The sequence below is a fragment of the Bacteroides sp. An322 genome, assembly GCF_002161765.1.
GTDB lineage: Bacteria > Bacteroidota > Bacteroidia > Bacteroidales > Bacteroidaceae > Phocaeicola > Phocaeicola merdavium.
The window spans coordinates 142,300-159,582 of sequence record NZ_NFIN01000001.1 but is presented as its reverse complement, the minus strand read 5'-3'; the positions used below and the strand labels follow the sequence as shown (position 1 = coordinate 159,582).

General features: G+C 47.0%; 13 protein-coding genes. 7 read left to right on the top strand and 6 right to left on the bottom strand.

What is annotated here, in order from left to right:
* Nucleotides 1–57 precede the first annotated feature (57 nt).
* Nucleotides 58–2,346, bottom strand: coding sequence for an NADP-dependent malic enzyme (locus B5F91_RS00600; RefSeq protein ID WP_087427188.1), 2,289 nt, complete (start codon nucleotides 2,344–2,346; stop codon nucleotides 58–60).
* Nucleotides 2,347–2,647: 301 nt separating this feature from the next.
* Here B5F91_RS00600 and B5F91_RS00595 point away from each other — a divergent pair, with 301 nt between their 5' ends.
* Genes B5F91_RS00595 through lpxA form a run of 4 tightly spaced genes read left to right on the top strand, consistent with a single transcriptional unit; the run spans nucleotide 2,648 to nucleotide 9,503 of the window.
* A complete protein-coding gene (locus B5F91_RS00595) occupies nucleotides 2,648–3,853 on the top strand; it encodes an efflux RND transporter periplasmic adaptor subunit (protein ID WP_087427187.1) in 1,206 nt (401 codons plus the stop codon).
* A gap of 38 nt (nucleotides 3,854–3,891) precedes the next feature.
* Nucleotides 3,892–7,317 carry an efflux RND transporter permease subunit gene (locus tag B5F91_RS00590; RefSeq protein ID WP_087427186.1) on the top strand — a complete coding sequence of 1,142 codons (3,426 nt, stop codon included), beginning with the start codon at nucleotides 3,892–3,894 and terminating at the stop codon, nucleotides 7,315–7,317.
* A gap of 1 nt (nucleotide 7,318) precedes the next feature.
* Nucleotides 7,319–8,710 carry a TolC family protein gene (locus B5F91_RS00585; protein WP_204244643.1) on the top strand — a complete coding sequence of 464 codons (1,392 nt, stop codon included), beginning with the start codon at nucleotides 7,319–7,321 and terminating at the stop codon, nucleotides 8,708–8,710.
* 25 nt (nucleotides 8,711–8,735) lie between these two features.
* Nucleotides 8,736–9,503, top strand: coding sequence for an acyl-ACP--UDP-N-acetylglucosamine O-acyltransferase (gene lpxA, locus B5F91_RS00580; protein ID WP_087427185.1), 768 nt, complete (start codon nucleotides 8,736–8,738; stop codon nucleotides 9,501–9,503).
* 79 nt (nucleotides 9,504–9,582) lie between these two features.
* Here the strand turns inward: lpxA and B5F91_RS00575 are convergent, their stop codons facing one another.
* The 3 genes from B5F91_RS00575 to B5F91_RS00565 all read right to left on the bottom strand — a co-directional run bounded on the left by B5F91_RS00575 (nucleotide 9,583) and on the right by B5F91_RS00565 (nucleotide 12,181).
* Nucleotides 9,583–10,449 carry an aldo/keto reductase gene (locus tag B5F91_RS00575; RefSeq protein ID WP_087427274.1) on the bottom strand — a complete coding sequence of 289 codons (867 nt, stop codon included), beginning with the start codon at nucleotides 10,447–10,449 and terminating at the stop codon, nucleotides 9,583–9,585.
* Nucleotides 10,450–10,641: 192 nt separating this feature from the next.
* On the bottom strand, nucleotides 10,642–11,334 hold the full coding sequence (locus tag B5F91_RS00570) for a DUF6261 family protein (protein WP_239416104.1): 693 nt from the start codon (nucleotides 11,332–11,334) through the stop codon (nucleotides 10,642–10,644).
* A gap of 340 nt (nucleotides 11,335–11,674) precedes the next feature.
* Nucleotides 11,675–12,181 (bottom strand): aminoglycoside nucleotidyltransferase, encoded by a 507-nt coding sequence (locus B5F91_RS00565; RefSeq protein WP_087427184.1) that lies wholly within the window; start codon nucleotides 12,179–12,181, stop codon nucleotides 11,675–11,677.
* Between the two features lie 158 nt (nucleotides 12,182–12,339).
* Between B5F91_RS00565 and B5F91_RS00560 the strand changes: the two genes are divergently transcribed.
* Genes B5F91_RS00560 through B5F91_RS00550 form a run of 3 tightly spaced genes read left to right on the top strand, consistent with a single transcriptional unit; the run spans nucleotide 12,340 to nucleotide 16,112 of the window.
* Nucleotides 12,340–13,716, top strand: a complete 1,377-nt coding sequence (locus B5F91_RS00560) for a hypothetical protein (RefSeq protein ID WP_087427183.1) — start codon at nucleotides 12,340–12,342, stop codon at nucleotides 13,714–13,716.
* A complete protein-coding gene (locus B5F91_RS00555; protein WP_087427273.1) occupies nucleotides 13,703–14,653 on the top strand; it encodes a GDSL-type esterase/lipase family protein in 951 nt (316 codons plus the stop codon). Before B5F91_RS00560 ends, B5F91_RS00555 begins: the two co-directional genes overlap by 14 nt.
* Nucleotides 14,631–16,112 (top strand): MBOAT family protein, encoded by a 1,482-nt coding sequence (locus B5F91_RS00550; RefSeq protein WP_087427182.1) that lies wholly within the window; start codon nucleotides 14,631–14,633, stop codon nucleotides 16,110–16,112. The genes B5F91_RS00555 and B5F91_RS00550 overlap by 23 nt, the downstream gene beginning before the upstream one ends.
* A 218-nt stretch (nucleotides 16,113–16,330) precedes the next feature.
* Here the strand turns inward: B5F91_RS00550 and B5F91_RS00545 are convergent, their stop codons facing one another.
* Nucleotides 16,331–16,813, bottom strand: a complete 483-nt coding sequence (locus B5F91_RS00545; RefSeq protein WP_087427181.1) for a radical SAM-associated putative lipoprotein — start codon at nucleotides 16,811–16,813, stop codon at nucleotides 16,331–16,333.
* A gap of 10 nt (nucleotides 16,814–16,823) precedes the next feature.
* Nucleotides 16,824–17,276 carry a radical SAM-associated putative lipoprotein gene (locus B5F91_RS00540; RefSeq protein WP_087427180.1) on the bottom strand — a complete coding sequence of 151 codons (453 nt, stop codon included), beginning with the start codon at nucleotides 17,274–17,276 and terminating at the stop codon, nucleotides 16,824–16,826.
* Nucleotides 17,277–17,283: the final 7 nt, after the last annotated feature.

Here is a 17,283-nt window from a genome sequence, read left to right as displayed (position 1 = left end):
TTAATTAATCTGCATAAATCTGTGTTAATCTGCGTTTATAAGGAAAGCATAAATCCTTTATTCTTGATTATGCAACTTCTTTTCTACAATGGCATCGATGCAGGCGATAGCGGTGATGTTTACAATATCGCGTACAGAACTTTCGATGTCGGTGAAATGAATCGGTTTGTTCAACCCCATTTGAATCGGGCCAATCACTTCTGTCTCACTCATGTTTTGGATGAGTTGGTAAGTGGCATTAGCTGAAGTCAAGTTCGGGAATACCAATGTGTTGACTTCTTTGCCTTTCAGGCGGGTGAACGGATATTTCTCGTCACGAAGTTCGTTGTTTAATGCAAATTTCACTTGCATTTCACCGTCGATTGCCAAATCAGGGAATTCACGATGCATATAAGCTACAGCTTCATGTACTCTAGCCGGACTTCCTTCTTGGTCGGAACCGAAGTTTGAGTAAGAAAGCATTGCCATAACCGGTTCTTGGTTGAAGAAACGGACTGCTTTTGCAGACAATTTGGCTATATCAATCAATGCATCTGTATCGGGATGACGATTGATAAGCGTATCGGCGATGAAATAAGTCCCTTTCTTTGAGTTCAAAATATGCATGGTGCCGAAGTGTTTATATTCAGGCTGGATGCCGATGACTTCTTTGGCAACTTTAATGGTGTTAGAATATTTAGTATACAGACCTGTTACAAAAGCATCTGCTTCGCCGGTCTCTACCATCATCATACCGAAATAGTTGCGTTCGAACATCTTATCGTTGGCTTCTTGGTAGTTAGCACCTTCGCGGGCGCGTTTTTCGCTCAAGATACGTGCATAACGTTCGCGGCGTTCTGCCTCACGGTCATGACGCAAGTTGACGATTTCGATGCCTTCCAAGCTTAAATCCAATTCTTTTGCCAGTTTTTCGATACGTTCTTCATTACCCAACAGAATCGGGTGGCAGATGCCTTCGGATTTAGCTTCTACTGCAGCTCTCAGCATATTGGGGTGGATACCTTCTGCAAATACAACACGTTGCGGATTTTGGCGTGCTGTTTCATACAATTGGCGGGTCAGCTTGTTTTCTTGTCCCATCAATTCGCGTAAATGATTCTTGTATCCGTCCCAGTCGGTAATGTGTTTGCGTGCCACACCCGAATCCATTGCAGCTTTGGCTACAGCCATAGACACTTCGGTAATCAAGCGCGGGTCTACGGGTTTCGGGATGAAGTAATCAGGACCGAATGTCAGGTTATTTACGTGATAAGCGTTATTTACGACATCGGGTACCGGTTTCTTTGCCAGTCCGGCAATGGCGCGTACTGCAGCCAGTTTCATCTCTTCATTGATAGCGGTGGCACGGGTGTCAAGTGCTCCACGGAAGATATACGGGAAACCGATAACGTTGTTGATTTGGTTCGGATAGTCGGAGCGTCCGGTAGACATTAATACATCGGGACGTGACGCCATGGCGTCTTCGTAAGAGATTTCCGGAGTCGGATTGGCAAGGGCGAATACAATCGGGTGGTCAGCCATGCTGCGTATCATGTCTTGTGAAAGGACATTCCCTTTTGACAAGCCTAAGAATACATCGGCACCTTTGATGGCTTCAGCCAAAGTATGTACATCGGTACGGTCTGTAGCGAAGTATTTTTTCTGTTCGTTCAGGTCGGTACGTTGTTTGGTGATGACTCCCTTGCTGTCCAGCATCAGAATATTTTCCAACCGTGCGCCTAATGAAATGTAAAGTTTTGTACAAGAGATGGCAGACGCTCCTGCTCCGTTTACAACGATTCTTACATCTTCGATTTTCTTGCCTGCTACTTCCAATGCGTTTAGTAAGCCTGCGCTTGAAATAATGGCAGTTCCGTGTTGGTCATCGTGCATGACCGGAATATCCAGTTCTTCTTTCAGACGTTGTTCTATTTTGAAACATTCAGGAGCTTTGATATCTTCCAGATTGATACCTCCGAATGTCGGGGCAATCGCTTTTACCGCTTCGATAAATTTATCCGGATCTTTTTCGTTGACTTCGATATCGAAAACATCGATGCCTGCATAAATCTTAAACAACAATCCTTTACCTTCCATTACCGGTTTGCCACTCATGGCACCGATATCACCTAATCCTAAAACGGCAGTTCCGTTTGAGATAACCGCTACCAAGTTTCCTTTGTCTGTGTAGTCGTATGCGGTGTCAGGGTCTTTCTGGATTTCCAAACAAGGTTCTGCCACCCCGGGAGAATAAGCTAAAGACAAATCACGTTGGGTTTGATAGGGTTTGGTCGGAACGACCTCAATTTTACCTGGTTTGCCTTGCGAATGGTAGAGCAAGGCAGCTTCTTTTGTTATTTTCACCATCTTCTTATAGATTTATCGTTAATGTGCTGTGCAAATGTAGGAATAAAATAACAAATAGACGATTTTTCAGCTTAAAAAACTGTAAATTGTTGAATTTGCTTTTTTATTTGGTCGGTAAGATTTGTCAATTGGTCGGAATAATAGGACTAAATGTAATAACTTCTTTATTTTATGGTTATACTTAGTTAAACGCCCCTCCTTAGGTGTGATTTTTTTTTCTATCTTTGCACTGCTAAAAACAAGTGCGTTTATCATTTTTCGTAATCAAAAGCAAGTTAGAAAACACTAATAGTTATATTATATGAATATGAGCATGAAAAAAAACAGAAGTTTTTCTTCTAGCCGGATAGCCCTTATGGCATTGGGTATATCGGTATTGACTGCATGTGGCGGTCAAAGCGGTCAAATGGGTGACAATGAGTTCACGGTAAAAGAGATTACCGCGACTTCCAGTAACCAAGTGACGAAGTATCCGGCGACTATCAAAGGTTTGCAGGATATCGAAATACGTCCGCAAGTATCAGGATTCATTGTGAAGTTGTGTGTAGACGAAGGCGCAACGGTTCGTAAAGGTCAGGCGTTGTTCCAAATCGACCCGACTCAGTATCAAGCTGCTTTCGATCAAGCTGCTGCCGGAGTGGAATCGGCAAAGGCGAATTTGAAGACTTTGGCCGAAACGGAAGCCAACAAGAAAATGCTGCACGAGCAAAAGATTATCAGTGATTTTGAATATCAGACAGCTGTTAATAACTTGTTGACAGCAAAAGCAAGCCTAGCTCAAGCGGAAGCTTCGTATACAGCTGCTAAGCAGAACTTGGGATTCTGCACGGTGACCAGTCCTTCGGACGGCGTTATCGGTACATTCCCGTATCGTATCGGCGCATTGGTCAGCGCATCCATTGCAGAACCGTTGACCACGGTGTCTCAAATCGGTGATATGTATGTGTATTTTTCTTTGACTGAGAAAGAATTGCTGAACCTGACCAGAGCGGGCGGCACATTGAAAGAACAATTGGAAAAGATGCCGGAAGTGCAGTTGGAATTGGCTGACGGAAGCATCTATGCAGAAAAAGGAAAGATTGATGCCGTGAGTGGTGTTATCGACCAGACTACCGGTTCGGTAAGTATGCGTGCCATTTTCCCGAACAAGCAGAATATTTTGCGAAGCGGAGGTATGGCGAATGTCATCTTCCCTTACACTATGGAAAACGTATTGCTGGTTCCGCAGTCGGCTACGGTAGATATTCAGGACAAGAAGTTCGTGTATGTATTACAACCGGACAGCACCGTGAAATACACGGAAATCCAAATCTCGAATCTGAACGACGGAAAGAATTACATTGTGCTTGATGGTCTGAAGTCGGGCGATAAGATTGCGGTAGAAGGCGTAACCCGTTTGAACGACGGTATGAAGATTACTCCGATTACCCCGGCACAGAAGGAAGCCAAATACCAGCAAGCTTTGAAAGACCAGCGTGAAGGAAATTTGGCTACAGCATTTAATTGATAAACCTGAATCGTTATATATAATAAGGTATATATAGAATGAGACTAGATAAATTTATTAACCGTCCGGTATTATCAACCGTTATTTCTATCTTGTTGGTAATCTTGGGTATCATCGGACTTGCCACACTGCCTATTACCCAATATCCGGACATCGCGCCTCCTACCGTTTCGGTGAGCGCGACTTATACGGGCGCCAATGCGCAAGCCGTATTGAACTCTGTGATTTCTCCGTTGGAGGACCAGATCAATGGTGTGGAAAACATGATGTACATGCAGTCTACCGCTACTAACAACGGTTCGGCACGTATCACGGTGTACTTTAATCAAGGTACTGACCCGGATATGGCGCAGGTCAACGTACAGAACCGTGTAACTCAGGCACAAGGTCTGTTGCCTGCCGAAGTAACCAAAGTCGGTGTGACTACGATGAAACGTCAGACTTCCATGTTGATGATTTTCTCCGTATATGATAAGGAGGATAAATATAACATCGAGTTCCTCGAAAACTACGCAAGTATCAACTTGATTCCGGAAATCAAGCGTGTAAGTGGTGTGGGTGATGCCAATGTGATGGGTACCGACTACTCTATGCGTATTTGGTTGAAACCGGACGTGATGGCACAATATAAGTTGGTGCCGAGCGACATTACGGGAGTATTGGCAGAACAGAACGTGGAAGCCGCTCCGGGACAATTTGGTGAACGCGGTAACCAGTCGTTCCAGTACACCATCCGTTACAAGGGACGTTTGTCGAGCGAAACCGAATTTGGTGACATCGTTATCAAATCGTTGCCGAACGGTGAATTGCTTCGCTTGAAAGATGTAGCTGAGATGGAATTGGGCCGTTTGACTTATAACTTCAACAATACAGTAAACGGTCACAAGGCGGTATCTTGTATTGTCTACCAGATGGCGGGAACCAATGCGACGGAAACTATTGCCAATTTGGAAAAGGTGCTTGCCAATTATGAAAAGAACCTCCCCGAAGGTTTGGGTATCAATATTGCACAGAGTGCTAACGACTTCTTGTTCGCTTCTATCCATGAGGTAGTCAAGACTTTGATTGAAGCCTTTATCTTGGTGTTCATCGTGGTGTATATCTTCTTGCAGGATATGCGTTCTACGTTGATTCCGGCGATTGCTATCCCGGTAGCGTTGATTGCTACCTTCTTCGCCTTGAAGTTAATCGGCTTTAGTATCAACTTGCTGACCCTGTCTGCAATGGTGCTTGCGATTGCCATAGTGGTCGACGATGCCATAGTCGTCGTCGAGGGTGTCCATGCCAAGTTGGACCAAGGGTATAAGTCGACCCGTGAGGCTTCTATCGATGCCATGAGCGAATTGGGTGGCGCTATCGTTTCCATTACCTTGGTGATGATGTCCGTGTTTATCCCGGTAAGTTTCATGAGCGGTACGGCTGGTACGTTCTACCAACAGTTCGGTTTGACCATGGCTATCTCTATCGGTTTCTCGGCTTTGAACGCCTTGACGCTTTCTCCGGCACTGTGTGCCTTGTTCTTGAAGCCGCACAATTCAGAGGCTACGTTGAAAGAACGCATGGGTACAGCCTATAAGGAATCTCGTAAGATTATGGTGGCACGTTATACCGATGCGATTGGCAAGTGGATGAATCCGAAGATTGTCATTCTCTTTACAATAGTTGCCATTTTGGGTATGATTTTCGGTCTATTCAGTTTCGAAGAACATCCGGTAATCTGCGTGCTGATGATTATCATCGCTATCTTGGCTTTTGCCGGCATGACGACTGATAAGTTTAAGGCTTCGTTCAACAAGTCGTATAATTCGTTGTTGGGCAAGTACAAGAAACGTGTTGTGTTCTTTATCCACAAGCGTTGGCTGTCTATGGGATTGGTTGCCGGTACGATTGCTTTGCTGGTTGTCTTTATGAGCATTACGCCGACCGGTATGATTCCGAATGAAGATACGGGTACCATCATGGGTTCGGTGACTTTGCCTCCCGGTACTTCTCAAGAACGTGCGCGTGAAGTGTTGGCACAGGTGGACAGTCTGATTGCAGCCGAACCAGCTGTTCAGTCACGTACCGTGATTTCCGGATTTAGTTTCATCGGTAGCGGTCAGGGACCTTCTTACGGTTCTATCATTATCAAGCTGAAAGACTGGGAAGAACGAAGTACGCAGCAGAGTTCGGATATTGTGGTCGCCACGTTGTTCATGCGTTCACAGAAACTCTTTAAGGATGCGCAGGTATTGTTCTTCGCTCCTCCGATGATTCCGGGATATTCTATTTCAACCGATATCGAGTTGAACATGCAGGATAAGACCGGTGGTAGTCTGGATCACTTCTTCCAAGTGGTAAATGATTACATTGCCGCTTTGCAGGAACGTCCGGAAATCAATTCGGCTTCTACCAACTTCAACCCGAGCTTCCCGCAATATCAGTTGGATATCGATGCGGCTGCTTGTAAGAAAGCAGGTATCAGCCCGAGCGACATCTTGACCACGATGCAAGGTTACTTCGGCGGTATTTACGCTTCAAACTTCAATAGCTTCGGTAAGATGTACCGTGTCATGATTCAGGCAGAACCCGATGCTACGAAGAATCTTGAATCGTTGAACGGCATCAAGGTACGCAGCAGCGACGGTGAAATGGCACCGATTTCGCAGTTCGTATCGTTGAAGAAGATTTACGGTCCGGATGTCATCAGCCGTTTCAACCTGTATACCTCTATTCAGGTGATGGTTTCTCCGGCTGCCGGTTACTCTTCCGGTCAGGCTTTGCAGGCGATTGCCGAAGTGGCTAACGATAACTTGCCTGCCGGTTTCGGTTACGAGTTGGGAGGTATGGCACGTGAAGAGGCTCAGACTACCAATACAACCGGAATCATCTTCGTACTCTGCTTGGTATTCGTTTACCTGTTGCTGAGTGCGCAGTACGAAAGTTACTTGTTGCCATTGGCTGTGTTGCTCTCTATTCCTTGCGGTCTGTTGGGTAGCTTCTTGTTTGTCAACGGATTCTCGGCATTGGGCAGCATCCCGGCATTGAAGATGGTATTGGGAACTATGTCGAACGACATCTATATGCAGATTGCGTTGATTATGTTGATGGGTCTGTTGGCTAAGAATGCCATCTTGATTGTAGAGTTCGCGCTCGACCGCCGTAAGCAAGGCATGAGTATCTCTTGGGCGGCTGTCCTTGGTGCTTCTGCCCGTCTGCGGCCTATCTTGATGACTTCTTTGGCAATGATTATCGGTTTGCTTCCGTTGATGTTCGCCTTCGGTGTAGGTGCCCACGGTAACCGTACATTGGGTGCTTCTGCTATCGGTGGTATGTTAATCGGTATGATTTTCCAGATTTTCATCGTGCCTATCTTGTTCGTGGTGTTCCAGTGGTTGCAAGAAAAGGTTAAACCGATGGAATGGGATAGCTTGGACGAAAGCGAAGTTGAATCCGAAATTGAACAGTATACTCCTACTAAATAAGATGATAATGAAGAAACAAATAATAGGAATCGTGTGTGTAGCTGCTATGATGAGCAGCTGCCACATCTATAAATCATACGACCGTCCGGAAACGATAGATGCCTCGGGCATCTACCGTGACCCGGTTTCGCCTACGGATACATTGGCTGCGACCGATACAACGAATATGGGAAACCTGCCTTGGCAGGAAGTGTTCCGCGATGCCAAGCTGCAGGCGTTGATTGAAGAAGGATTGGCTAACAATGTGGATATGCAGGCGGCTGCCCTTCGGGTGAAAGAGGCAAAAGTAATGCTTACTGCTGCCAAATTATCTTATTTGCCTTCTATCAATTTGGCTCCGCAGGGAACTGCAACCAGCATGGACGGAGGAAGTTATGTAAAAGCTTATACGCTTCCGGTTGCAGCCAGTTGGGAACTTGACTTCTTTGGTAAGATTCTGAATACAAAGCGTGGACAGAAAGTGGCTTATCTTCAAAGTCAATATTCTGAACAAGCTGTGCGTTCGCAAATCATCTGTGGCATTGCGAATATGTATTATTCTTTGTTGATGCTCGACCGTCAGGTGGAGATTACCAGTCAGACGGTAGATATCTATAAGGAGAACGTGCGTACGATGGAAGCCATGAAGATTGCCGGTATGACTACCGAAGCTGCTGTAGCTCAGATGCGTGCGGCTTATTCTCAAGTACAGGCTTCATTACTTGACCTGCAACGTCAAGTGCGTGAAACAGAGAACTCACTCTGTGTATTGTTGGCGAAAGCTCCTCAACCGATAGATCGTAATACGTTGGATGAGCAGGTGATGCCGGAAGACTTGACAGTGGGCGTTCCTTTGCAATTATTGGAAAACCGTCCGGATGTGAAGATTGCTGAGATGACTTTAGCAAGTGCATATTATACGACCAATCAGGCACGGGCAGCATTCTATCCGGGATTGAACATCACGGGTACTGCAGGTTGGACCAATGGTTCAGGAATTTCGGTTGCTAATCCGGCTGAGTTCATGTTTCAGGCATTGGCTTCGTTGGCACAGCCTATCTTTAATAACGGTAAGTTGGTGGCTAACTTGAAAGTTTCGAAAGCTGAAGAGGAGATTGCTCGTATGAATTACCAGCAGACCATCTTAGAAGCAGGTCAGGAAGTGAGCGACGCGCTTCACCTGTATGATACTCAGAACGAGAAGTTGGGTCACGACCGCAATCAGGTAGATCAATTGGATAAGGCGGTGACTTATACCAAAGCCTTGTTCCAAAGCGGAGACGCTACTTATTTGGAAATCCTGACGGCACAACAGAACTTGTTGAGCGCGCAACTGACTGAAGTTTCTGATAACTTCCAGCGTATGCAGGCTGTCATCAACCTGTATAGTGCATTGGGTGGAGGCAGACAGTAATACTAACCTTAAAATATGAACAACTATGATTAGCCCTTTAGCTTATGTTGACCCGTCTGCAAAGATAGGCAACAATGTAACGGTACATCCGTTCGCCTATATCGACAAGAATGTAGAGATAGGCGATGACAATGAAATCATGCCTTACGCCAGCTTGATGAGCGGTACGCGCATGGGGAACGGAAACAAAGTTTATCAGGGAGCAGTCGTTGCGGCTGTTCCGCAGGACTTTGCTTACAAAGGTGAAGATACCATTGCACGTGTCGGCAATAACAACGTGATTCGTGAGAATGCTGTGATTATCCGTGGTACACACGCCGATCATGAGACTTCTATCGGTGACGGAAATTTCATTATGACAGGTGCACGTTTGTCGCACGATGTGACAGTCGGCAACAAATGCATCATTGGTAATGGCTCGCAAGTGTCAGGTTGCTGTACTATTTATGACTATTCGATTCTGACATCGAATGTATTGATGCAGGGCAATACCCGTTTGGGCAGTTTCTCGGTAGTACAAGGCGGATGCCGTTTCGTGCGTGATATTCCTCCTTATATCGTAGCGGCTCACGAACCGATTGAATTCTATAGCATCAATACGATTGTGCTGGAGCGTTTCGGTTTCTCGGAAACCTTGATTAAGCACATTGCGCAGGCATACCGCATCCTGTATAAGGCGAATACTTCACAACACGATGCGTTAATCCGAATCCGCGAACAGGTTCCGCATAGCAAGGAAATCGATAACATCATTCAGTTTGTGGAATCGTCTAAGTTGGGTATTATCCACTAAACAGAGCGGTTCATCTGATATTGAAAAGAGGGTGTGTCAAAATGAAAGCCTATTTCTATTTTGAGACACCCTCTTTTTCTTATTTCTGGTTATTGGGATTGAATTGCTTGTCATAGCCAAGCAGATACTTTGCCAATGCCGGGTCATTGAAGTCGGCTGCAAAAGGATGTCCCGCATCCAAACGGCGGATGGCTTTCTGTTCATCGTCCGTCAGTTCGAAATCATCAAGAGCAAAATTGCTTCTTATGCGTTCCGGCTTGGTGGATTGAGGAATGACGATAATGCCTTCATCCGTCAGGAATTTCAGGCAGATTTGGGCGATGTCCTTGCCGTGCCTGTCGGCAATCTCTTTCAGCATTTCATTGCCGAAGAGGTTGTTCATCCCTCTCGCCAACGGACTCCAAGCCATCAGGCGTGTGCCGTATTCCTTCATCAACTCACGCATCTTTACCTGTTGGGAAAAAACGTGCGTCTCCAGTTGTACTACGGCAGGTTTTACTTCCATATTTTCAGCCAAGTCCACGAAACGGGCATCGTAGAAATTGCTCAGTCCGATAGCACGCGCCTTTCCTGCCTTGTATGCCTTTTCCATGGCACGATAAGTTCCGTAGTAATCACCAAATGGCTGGTGGATGAGCAGCAGGTCGATATAGTCTGTCTTCAGTTTGCGAAGCGACTCGTCGATGCTTCGTGCCGCTTTCTCTTCACCCGCATTGCTTATCCAAACTTTGGTAGTCAGGAACAATTCCTGTCGTGGAATGCCGCTTTTGCTGATGGCTTCGCCCACGCCTTCCTCATTATAATAAGCCTGAGCCGTATCGATAGAGCGATATCCGGCTTTCAAGGCTTCCGATACATATTGCTCACATTCCGCGGGAGCAATCTGCCAGACGCCGTAGCCCATCAGGGGCATTTCGACACCATTGTTTAATCTTACTTCTTTCATATCCATTGTCTTTTTGTTGATGTCGCAAATTTACACGGCTTGATGCGGAAAGGCGTTACATAATGCGTCGGGATATTTTCACGATTCGTGGATTTTCTGTGGAAAACATAAAACACGGAGATACAGCACACAAAAAGGAGGTCGTTTCAAACCGATACAACCTCCTTTTCCCTATTGATTTATTTCTGAATATCAGAGCGACGGTTTTTCCTCGTCCTCCTTCTTCGCCCGCGTGGAGCGAGCCTTCGAGATAGCTTTCTGACGCTCAATCATCGCGTTCACGTGGTCAATAAAGGTGGCATAATCCGTATCGCCGTTTATCATCGCCAGCGCGTTCACCGTATCTACCAACGAGCGGTAGGCGGCTTCGGCTGCGGTGCGCGTTTCCTTCACGATGCCCACCTGACGGGCTGCGTCGGCTTCCGTGCGTGCGGCGGCTGCGGCAAGGAACGCTTCTTCTTTCGTTTTCAAGTCGGTAATCCACACATCGAGAGCAAGCAAAGTGCGTTTCGAGGAATCGAACGCTTCCAAGTCTTGTAAGAGATTGTGCAATACGCCGCTTTCCTCGGTCTGCGCCAGCGATGTCGGGTCGCCGTACTTGTCGAAGAGCGACTTCACCTCGGCAGCCGCGCTTGCCACGTCAGCGGTCGGGTGGTTGCACATCGCCTTCACGTAGGCATTCGCCCCGCGCCACGCATCGTCGCGTCCCGCATCAGTCGCGGTCACCGAAACGGTGGCAGGATTTACAGCTGACGCTTTCAATGCAGTGTCGTAGCCGTTGAATTTATCCGTATATGTGTTTACGGAAGTGGTGAGGATAGATGGGGGTTCTTCGCTCGGCAGGTTTTCAGTCTCGGCGAGGACGAGTTTCAGATAGCCGAGCATTCTTCGGTGCGAAGTTGCTTGACGTTTAATGTAACAATCTTTTTCATACAATTAAAATTTTGGTTAACGCAAATATAGCGATTTCGGAGCAGCCAGCCAAATCCGGGGACAATAGTTGCAGAAGTTTTTTAACTCCGTCCCCAGCGGGGACAACGCTTACAGAAAATTTTTAATGCTGTCCCCGGCGGGGACGGAGGTTACAGAAGTTTTTTAGCACTGTCCCCGCCGGGGACGATGCTTACAGAAAATTTTTAGCGTTGTCCCCGCTGGGGACGGCGGTTGTCGGGGCGGATTGGAAGATTTTTTGACGTGGGCAAGAAGTCATTTAGGAGATTTAGGATTAATCTGCATAAGGCAGATATTCATTTGGAACGGGGAGATGAAAACGGCGGCATAAGGCAAGCACATCTCTGATATCATTGTCATCAAAAGCATATCCTGTATGGAAAGCGACTTGTGCCTGCGGAGGGATGCAGGACACTTTCTTCTTGCCGATATAACCCTCCCCGCTGAACGTATCCGCCGGATAAGTTTCTCCTTCAAAGACAATGCAGCCATCTGCGTCATAATTAAACAAATGCAGGTCCACTGTCCGCCTATCCGCATCTGCAAAAACGATATGATTAGGCGTGGAGTAGGCTTCGGTTCGCTCCTTGAATCCCCCTTGGTGCAAGGCATGGATGAAACGCGCCGCCTGTCTTTCCTCCACAAACAGGTCAATGTCTTGATGTTCCCGTGTTTGTTCGCCCAGCAAGGCGTCCACGCCCCATCCGCCGTCGATGAAAACATTTATCTCCAAGCTTTCAGCAAGGTTGATTAAATCAATAGCGTCTTTTTCGGTGATCATATTCGTTATTTTAGAAGTTGTTTGCGAAGATAAAGAAAATCGGGGAGCGGGGCAAGCATCTTCTTATGCTAACGCTCTGTTGGGAAGTTTTATGAGTAGTTTCTATGCCTGTCTCCTGAAAATCTGTTATCTTTGCCGCGTTTTTAGAGTAAAGAACGATGAAAAATAAAGTGACAGCCACGTTTGTTTTCGCTTTGTTGGTGACAGGCGGCTTATTGGCGATGTATTTTCTTCCTACGCTGAAAGTTGACGGGTACACGTTGCGCAAGGTCGATTTGTTGTCCGACCTGCGTCCGGAGCCTGTAGAGGAAGTGTTGTGTGACTCCGATTCGTTGGAGTTGCTTCCCGTGGTCAAGCCGGTGTTTGTAGATACCTGCAAGACCGGCATGGTTTGCATCGAAGATTATTCCGATTCGACTATGCGTGGAATGTCGCGTTTTTATGACGCTTTGGCGCAGCGTGCTTCTTCCCGCCGTCCGGTGCGCATCGCTTATTTCGGCGATTCGTTTATCGAGGGCGATATATTGACTGCCGATTTGCGTGCGATGCTTCAGTCGCGTTTCGGCGGATGCGGGGTCGGTTATGTGCCGATAACTTCTCGTATTGCCGGTTTCCGTCCTACGGTGCGGCATGAATTTTCGGGTTGGCAATCGCATTCCGTGACAGATTCTATCGGTTTTAACCGCCAGCTACAGGATTTGTCCAATCATTATTATGTCCCTTCTGCCGGGGCAAAGGTTGCGCTGAAGGGGCAACGAGTGTATGCTTCTCATTTGGAGTCATGCGATGAATCTTCTTTCTTCTTCGTGGCTTCCGATTCTATTTGGTTGTCTGCCGTGACGAATCAAAGCGATACGGTTTCGTATGCATTCCCCGGCAACGGTGCCTTGCAGGTGGCTACGGTAAGCGGGAATATCCGGAATGTGGAATGGACGGTTGAGAGATTCGATTCTGCTGCCGTTTGTTATGGCGTGACCATGGATGGAAGCGACGGAGTGGTTGTAGATAATTTCAGTACGCGGGGCAGCAGCGGCCAGCAGTTAGGCGGGGTGCCGATGCCGGTATTGAAGGCTTATAACCGCTTGCGGACATACGACTTGATTGTCTTGCAATACGGACTGAACGTGGCATCGGAAGGCATCACGAACTACCGTTATTATACATCCGACATGGTACGGGTCATCAATCACTTGAAGGAGGCTTTTCCTCAAGCTTCCATTCTGCTGGTCAGCATCGGCGACCGCGAGTCGAAGGATGAGGCTGGAAATTTGCGTACGATGCCGGGAGTGAAGAATCTGGTGCGTTACCAACAGGCATTGGCAGCCGAAACACACATCGCTTTTTGGGACCTCTACCAAGCTATGGGAGGCGAAGGAAGCATGGTGAAGTTAGTGGAGAGCAAACCTCAAATGGCAAATTACGATTATACCCATATCAATTTCAGAGGAGGAAAACATTTGGCTGAATTGTTATTTGAGTCGTTGGTGTACGGAATGGAACAGCATGAGAAACGGAAGGCTTATGAGAATGAATAGGTTACAATATATTCTGACGCTGCTCCTTCTGATAGGGCAATGGGCATACGCGCAAGATACTTTACCCATTCAGCCCAAACCGGACAGGCATTCGGCACCGATTTATTCCAGTGAGGAAATGACCCGGCTGATGGAGTTTATAGCCGTAGACAATCCGATGCCGGAGCAATTCTTGCAGACTACAGATAATGTTTTGATGGATCCGACGGCTTCTTTAGCGTCTTTTTGGACGAAGCTGAAGCGGTTAGACCGTCCGGTACGGATTGTGCATATCGGCGATTCTCATGTGCGTGGGCATGTCTTTCCGTATGTGATGCGCCGTTGTCTGGAAGATGATTTCGGGGCAAAGGCGGTCGAGGACCTTCCGGTGTCTTACCAGACTTCGGGATTGGCGGTAGAGACGGGCAGGGCTGGAGTGGTTTATCATATCTTGGGAGTGAATGGAGCCACTTGCGCTTCGTATTCCACGCCCGAACGTTTGGAAAAGGTGGCAAGTTTGCATCCCGATTTGGTGATTGTTTCTTTCGGCACCAACGAGGCACACGGGCGGCGTTATTCGGCTTCGGAACATACAGAAGCCCTGAAAACGATGCTGTCTGCATTGAAACAAGCGTGTCCCGATGCGGCTTTCCTGCTGACTACGCCTCCGGGTGCATACGTAAGAAACGGAAGACGCGGTCCGCGGGTCATCAATCCGAGGACACCTTTGGTGGTAAACAACGAACTGAAGTTTGCCCGTGAGAATGGGATTGCCGTTTGGGATTTATACGATATTGTCGGAGGAAAGAGCTGCGCTTGCCTGAACTGGAACGGTGCAAATCTTTTCCAACGGGATAAAATTCATTTCACGAGAGAAGGATATATATTACAAGGGTTATTGCTTCACGAAGCATTTATAAAGGCATACAACGATTATGTGGCAATTAGATTGGAGTAAGTTGGCTGAGGTGTTGACCTACGACCCTCAGCAACCGATGATATTCAATAGCGGGCTGTTTTTGTTCCTCTTTTTAGGATTTAGCTTGGTTTATGCATTGTTGCAGAAGAAGATGACGGCGCGTTTGCTGTTCGTCACGGCGTTCTCTTATTACTTCTATTATAAGAGCAGCGGCATTTATTTCTTCTTGTTGGGCATCGTGACGGTGAGCGATTTCCTGCTTGCCCGGCAAATGGTGCATACCGTTGCGCATTGGAAACGGAAACTGTTGGTCGTGACCAGCTTGTGCATTAATTTAGGCTTGTTGTGCTACTTCAAGTACACCAATTTCTTTTACGAGATGCTTTGCCCGCTATGGAACGGACATTTCGAAGCGCTCGACATTTTCCTTCCGGTGGGTATTTCCTTCTTCACTTTCCAGTCGTTAAGCTATACGTTGGATGTCTATCGGGGCGACTTGAAACCGTTGTCCAGCCTGTTGGATTATGCTTTCTATGTGTCGTTCTTCCCGCAGTTAGTGGCGGGACCGATTGTCCGTGCCCGTGATTTTGTGCCTCAGATACGTCAGCCTTTGACGGTGACGAACGAGATGTTCGGGCAGGGAATCTTTTTTATCGTGAGCGGCTTGTTCAAGAAAGCGGTCATCTCCGATTACATCAGCATTAACTTCGTGGAACGTATCTTCGATAATCCGGGGCTTTATTCGGGCATTGAAAACTTGTTTGGAGTATATGGTTATGCCTTGCAGATTTATTGTGATTTCTCCGGATATAGCGATATGGCTATCGGGCTTGCCTTGTTGTTGGGTTTCCGTTTCCCGATAAACTTCAATTCGCCTTACAAGTCGGACAGTGTGACCGACTTTTGGCACCGTTGGCATATTTCCCTCTCTACGTGGTTGCGCGACTACCTGTATATCTCGATGGGCGGCAACCGGAAAGGGAAAATCCGTACGTATATCAATTTGATTGTGACGATGCTGTTAGGCGGATTGTGGCACGGAGCATCGTGGAACTTCATCCTTTGGGGCGGATTGCACGGTGCGGCATTGGCTATCCATAAGTTCTTGCGCAGCTTGTTGCATCGTCCGAAGACCTACCGCAGTACGGGCATTAAGAAATTCTTTGCGGTCATCCTGACTTTCCATTTCGTTTGCTTCTGCTGGATATTCTTCCGCAATACGACTTTCGAAGGTTCGCAGACCATGATACGTCAAATCTTCACGTCTTTCCATCCCGAACTGTTCATGCAGTTGGTTACGGGATATTGGAAAGTGTTTGCCTTGATGGGCGTGGGTTATGTGCTTCATTGGTTGCCCGACAGTTGGCAGGATACGTGTAGTAGGGGAGTGGTACGCCTTCCTTTGGTCGGTCAGGCATTGCTGGTCATTGCTTTGATATTCATTGTGATTCAAGTAAAGAGCAGCGACATCCAGCCTTTCATTTACTTCCAGTTCTAAGTAGATTGTAATCGTGAATGCATGTATTGAGAAAGAGGCTGCTCGCATCAGTCTATGTGGGCAGTCGTGTTTTTAACATTCGGTAGAGGGTGTCTCAAAATGAAAATTGCCTATCAAAAAGTAATGTCATTCTGAGCATAGCGAAGAATCTCGTGTGCATCAGCTTGTGTATTCGAGAATCTTCACTCCGTTCAGGATGACAAAATGAAAGCTTATTTCTATTTTGATACACCCTCTTTTTTCTTTAGTTTCTTCTGCACTTCGAATTCGTATTTGCCTTGATACCAGCTCCCGTGCCCTTCTTCGACGAGTGTAGCTTCCATATCGGCGATGTTTGTACTGTCCGATTGGAATAGCCCTCCGTTGGCTTCGCCGTCTACGTCATCAAAATAGACTTTCTGCTTGTCGATGCCTACAGTTCCGGTCATTTCATTGGCAAAAGCTCCTCCTTTGTCGGTATAAACCGTATCATCGGCATAAGGGTTAGGGGTATTGTCCCACGCATTCCGGATAATGACCCGGATGTTTTCAATGGGGTTTCCCGCTTCATCGGTTACGATGCCTTTCACCCGATAATCTACGGACGGACTGCCGTATTCTAACGGATAAACGTCATCTGTAGTCTCATTGTCGCAGGCGGTGAATCCCAATGCGACCAATGCGCCTGAAAGGAAGCGCGTCATCAATTTGTTTGTTTTCATAGGCTATGTATTAATTGGTTTCTTCTTTCTTCAGCTTTTGCTGCACTTCGAACTCGTATTTGCCTTGATACCAGCTTCCGTCTCCTTTTTCGGTTTGCTTGGATGGTATATCATTCAGGCTGGTGCTGTCCGATTGGAAAGCACCTCCGTTGGCTTCTCCATCCACATCATCGAAATAGGCTGTCTGTTCGTTGACGAAGCCGTAATCACGAATGACGTTGCTGGAAAAATTCCCTTGCGCATCGGTGTAGGTCGTATCCGGGTTGTACCCATATTCGTAGGCATCCCGAATGATGACCCGAATGTTTTCGATGGGCTTCCCGTTTTCATCAGTCACTACACCTTTCACTTGAAAATCCCTTGATGGAGATCCGTATTCATCCTCCATATCTTCGCATGAGGTGAATCCCAATGCAATTAGTGCGCCCGAAAGAAGGCGCATCATCAGCTTGTTTGTTTTCATACGCTTG

Bases quoted from the DNA above. Each gene is read 5' to 3' on its own strand.
- B5F91_RS00600 (WP_087427188.1), bottom strand. From the start codon at position 2,346: ATGGTGAAAATAACAAAAGAAGCTGCCTTGCTCTACCATTCGCAAGGC.
- B5F91_RS00595 (WP_087427187.1), top strand. From the start codon at position 2,648: ATGAATATGAGCATGAAAAAAAACAGAAGTTTTTCTTCTAGCCGGATA.
- B5F91_RS00590 (WP_087427186.1), top strand. From the start codon at position 3,892: ATGAGACTAGATAAATTTATTAACCGTCCGGTATTATCAACCGTTATT.
- B5F91_RS00585 (WP_204244643.1), top strand. From the start codon at position 7,319: ATGATAATGAAGAAACAAATAATAGGAATCGTGTGTGTAGCTGCTATG.
- lpxA (WP_087427185.1), top strand. From the start codon at position 8,736: ATGATTAGCCCTTTAGCTTATGTTGACCCGTCTGCAAAGATAGGCAAC.
- B5F91_RS00575 (WP_087427274.1), bottom strand. From the start codon at position 10,449: ATGAAAGAAGTAAGATTAAACAATGGTGTCGAAATGCCCCTGATGGGC.
- B5F91_RS00570 (WP_239416104.1), bottom strand. From the start codon at position 11,334: ATGCTCGGCTATCTGAAACTCGTCCTCGCCGAGACTGAAAACCTGCCG.
- B5F91_RS00565 (WP_087427184.1), bottom strand. From the start codon at position 12,181: ATGATCACCGAAAAAGACGCTATTGATTTAATCAACCTTGCTGAAAGC.
- B5F91_RS00560 (WP_087427183.1), top strand. From the start codon at position 12,340: ATGAAAAATAAAGTGACAGCCACGTTTGTTTTCGCTTTGTTGGTGACA.
- B5F91_RS00555 (WP_087427273.1), top strand. From the start codon at position 13,703: ATGAGAATGAATAGGTTACAATATATTCTGACGCTGCTCCTTCTGATA.
- B5F91_RS00550 (WP_087427182.1), top strand. From the start codon at position 14,631: ATGTGGCAATTAGATTGGAGTAAGTTGGCTGAGGTGTTGACCTACGAC.
- B5F91_RS00545 (WP_087427181.1), bottom strand. From the start codon at position 16,813: ATGAAAACAAACAAATTGATGACGCGCTTCCTTTCAGGCGCATTGGTC.
- B5F91_RS00540 (WP_087427180.1), bottom strand. From the start codon at position 17,276: ATGAAAACAAACAAGCTGATGATGCGCCTTCTTTCGGGCGCACTAATT.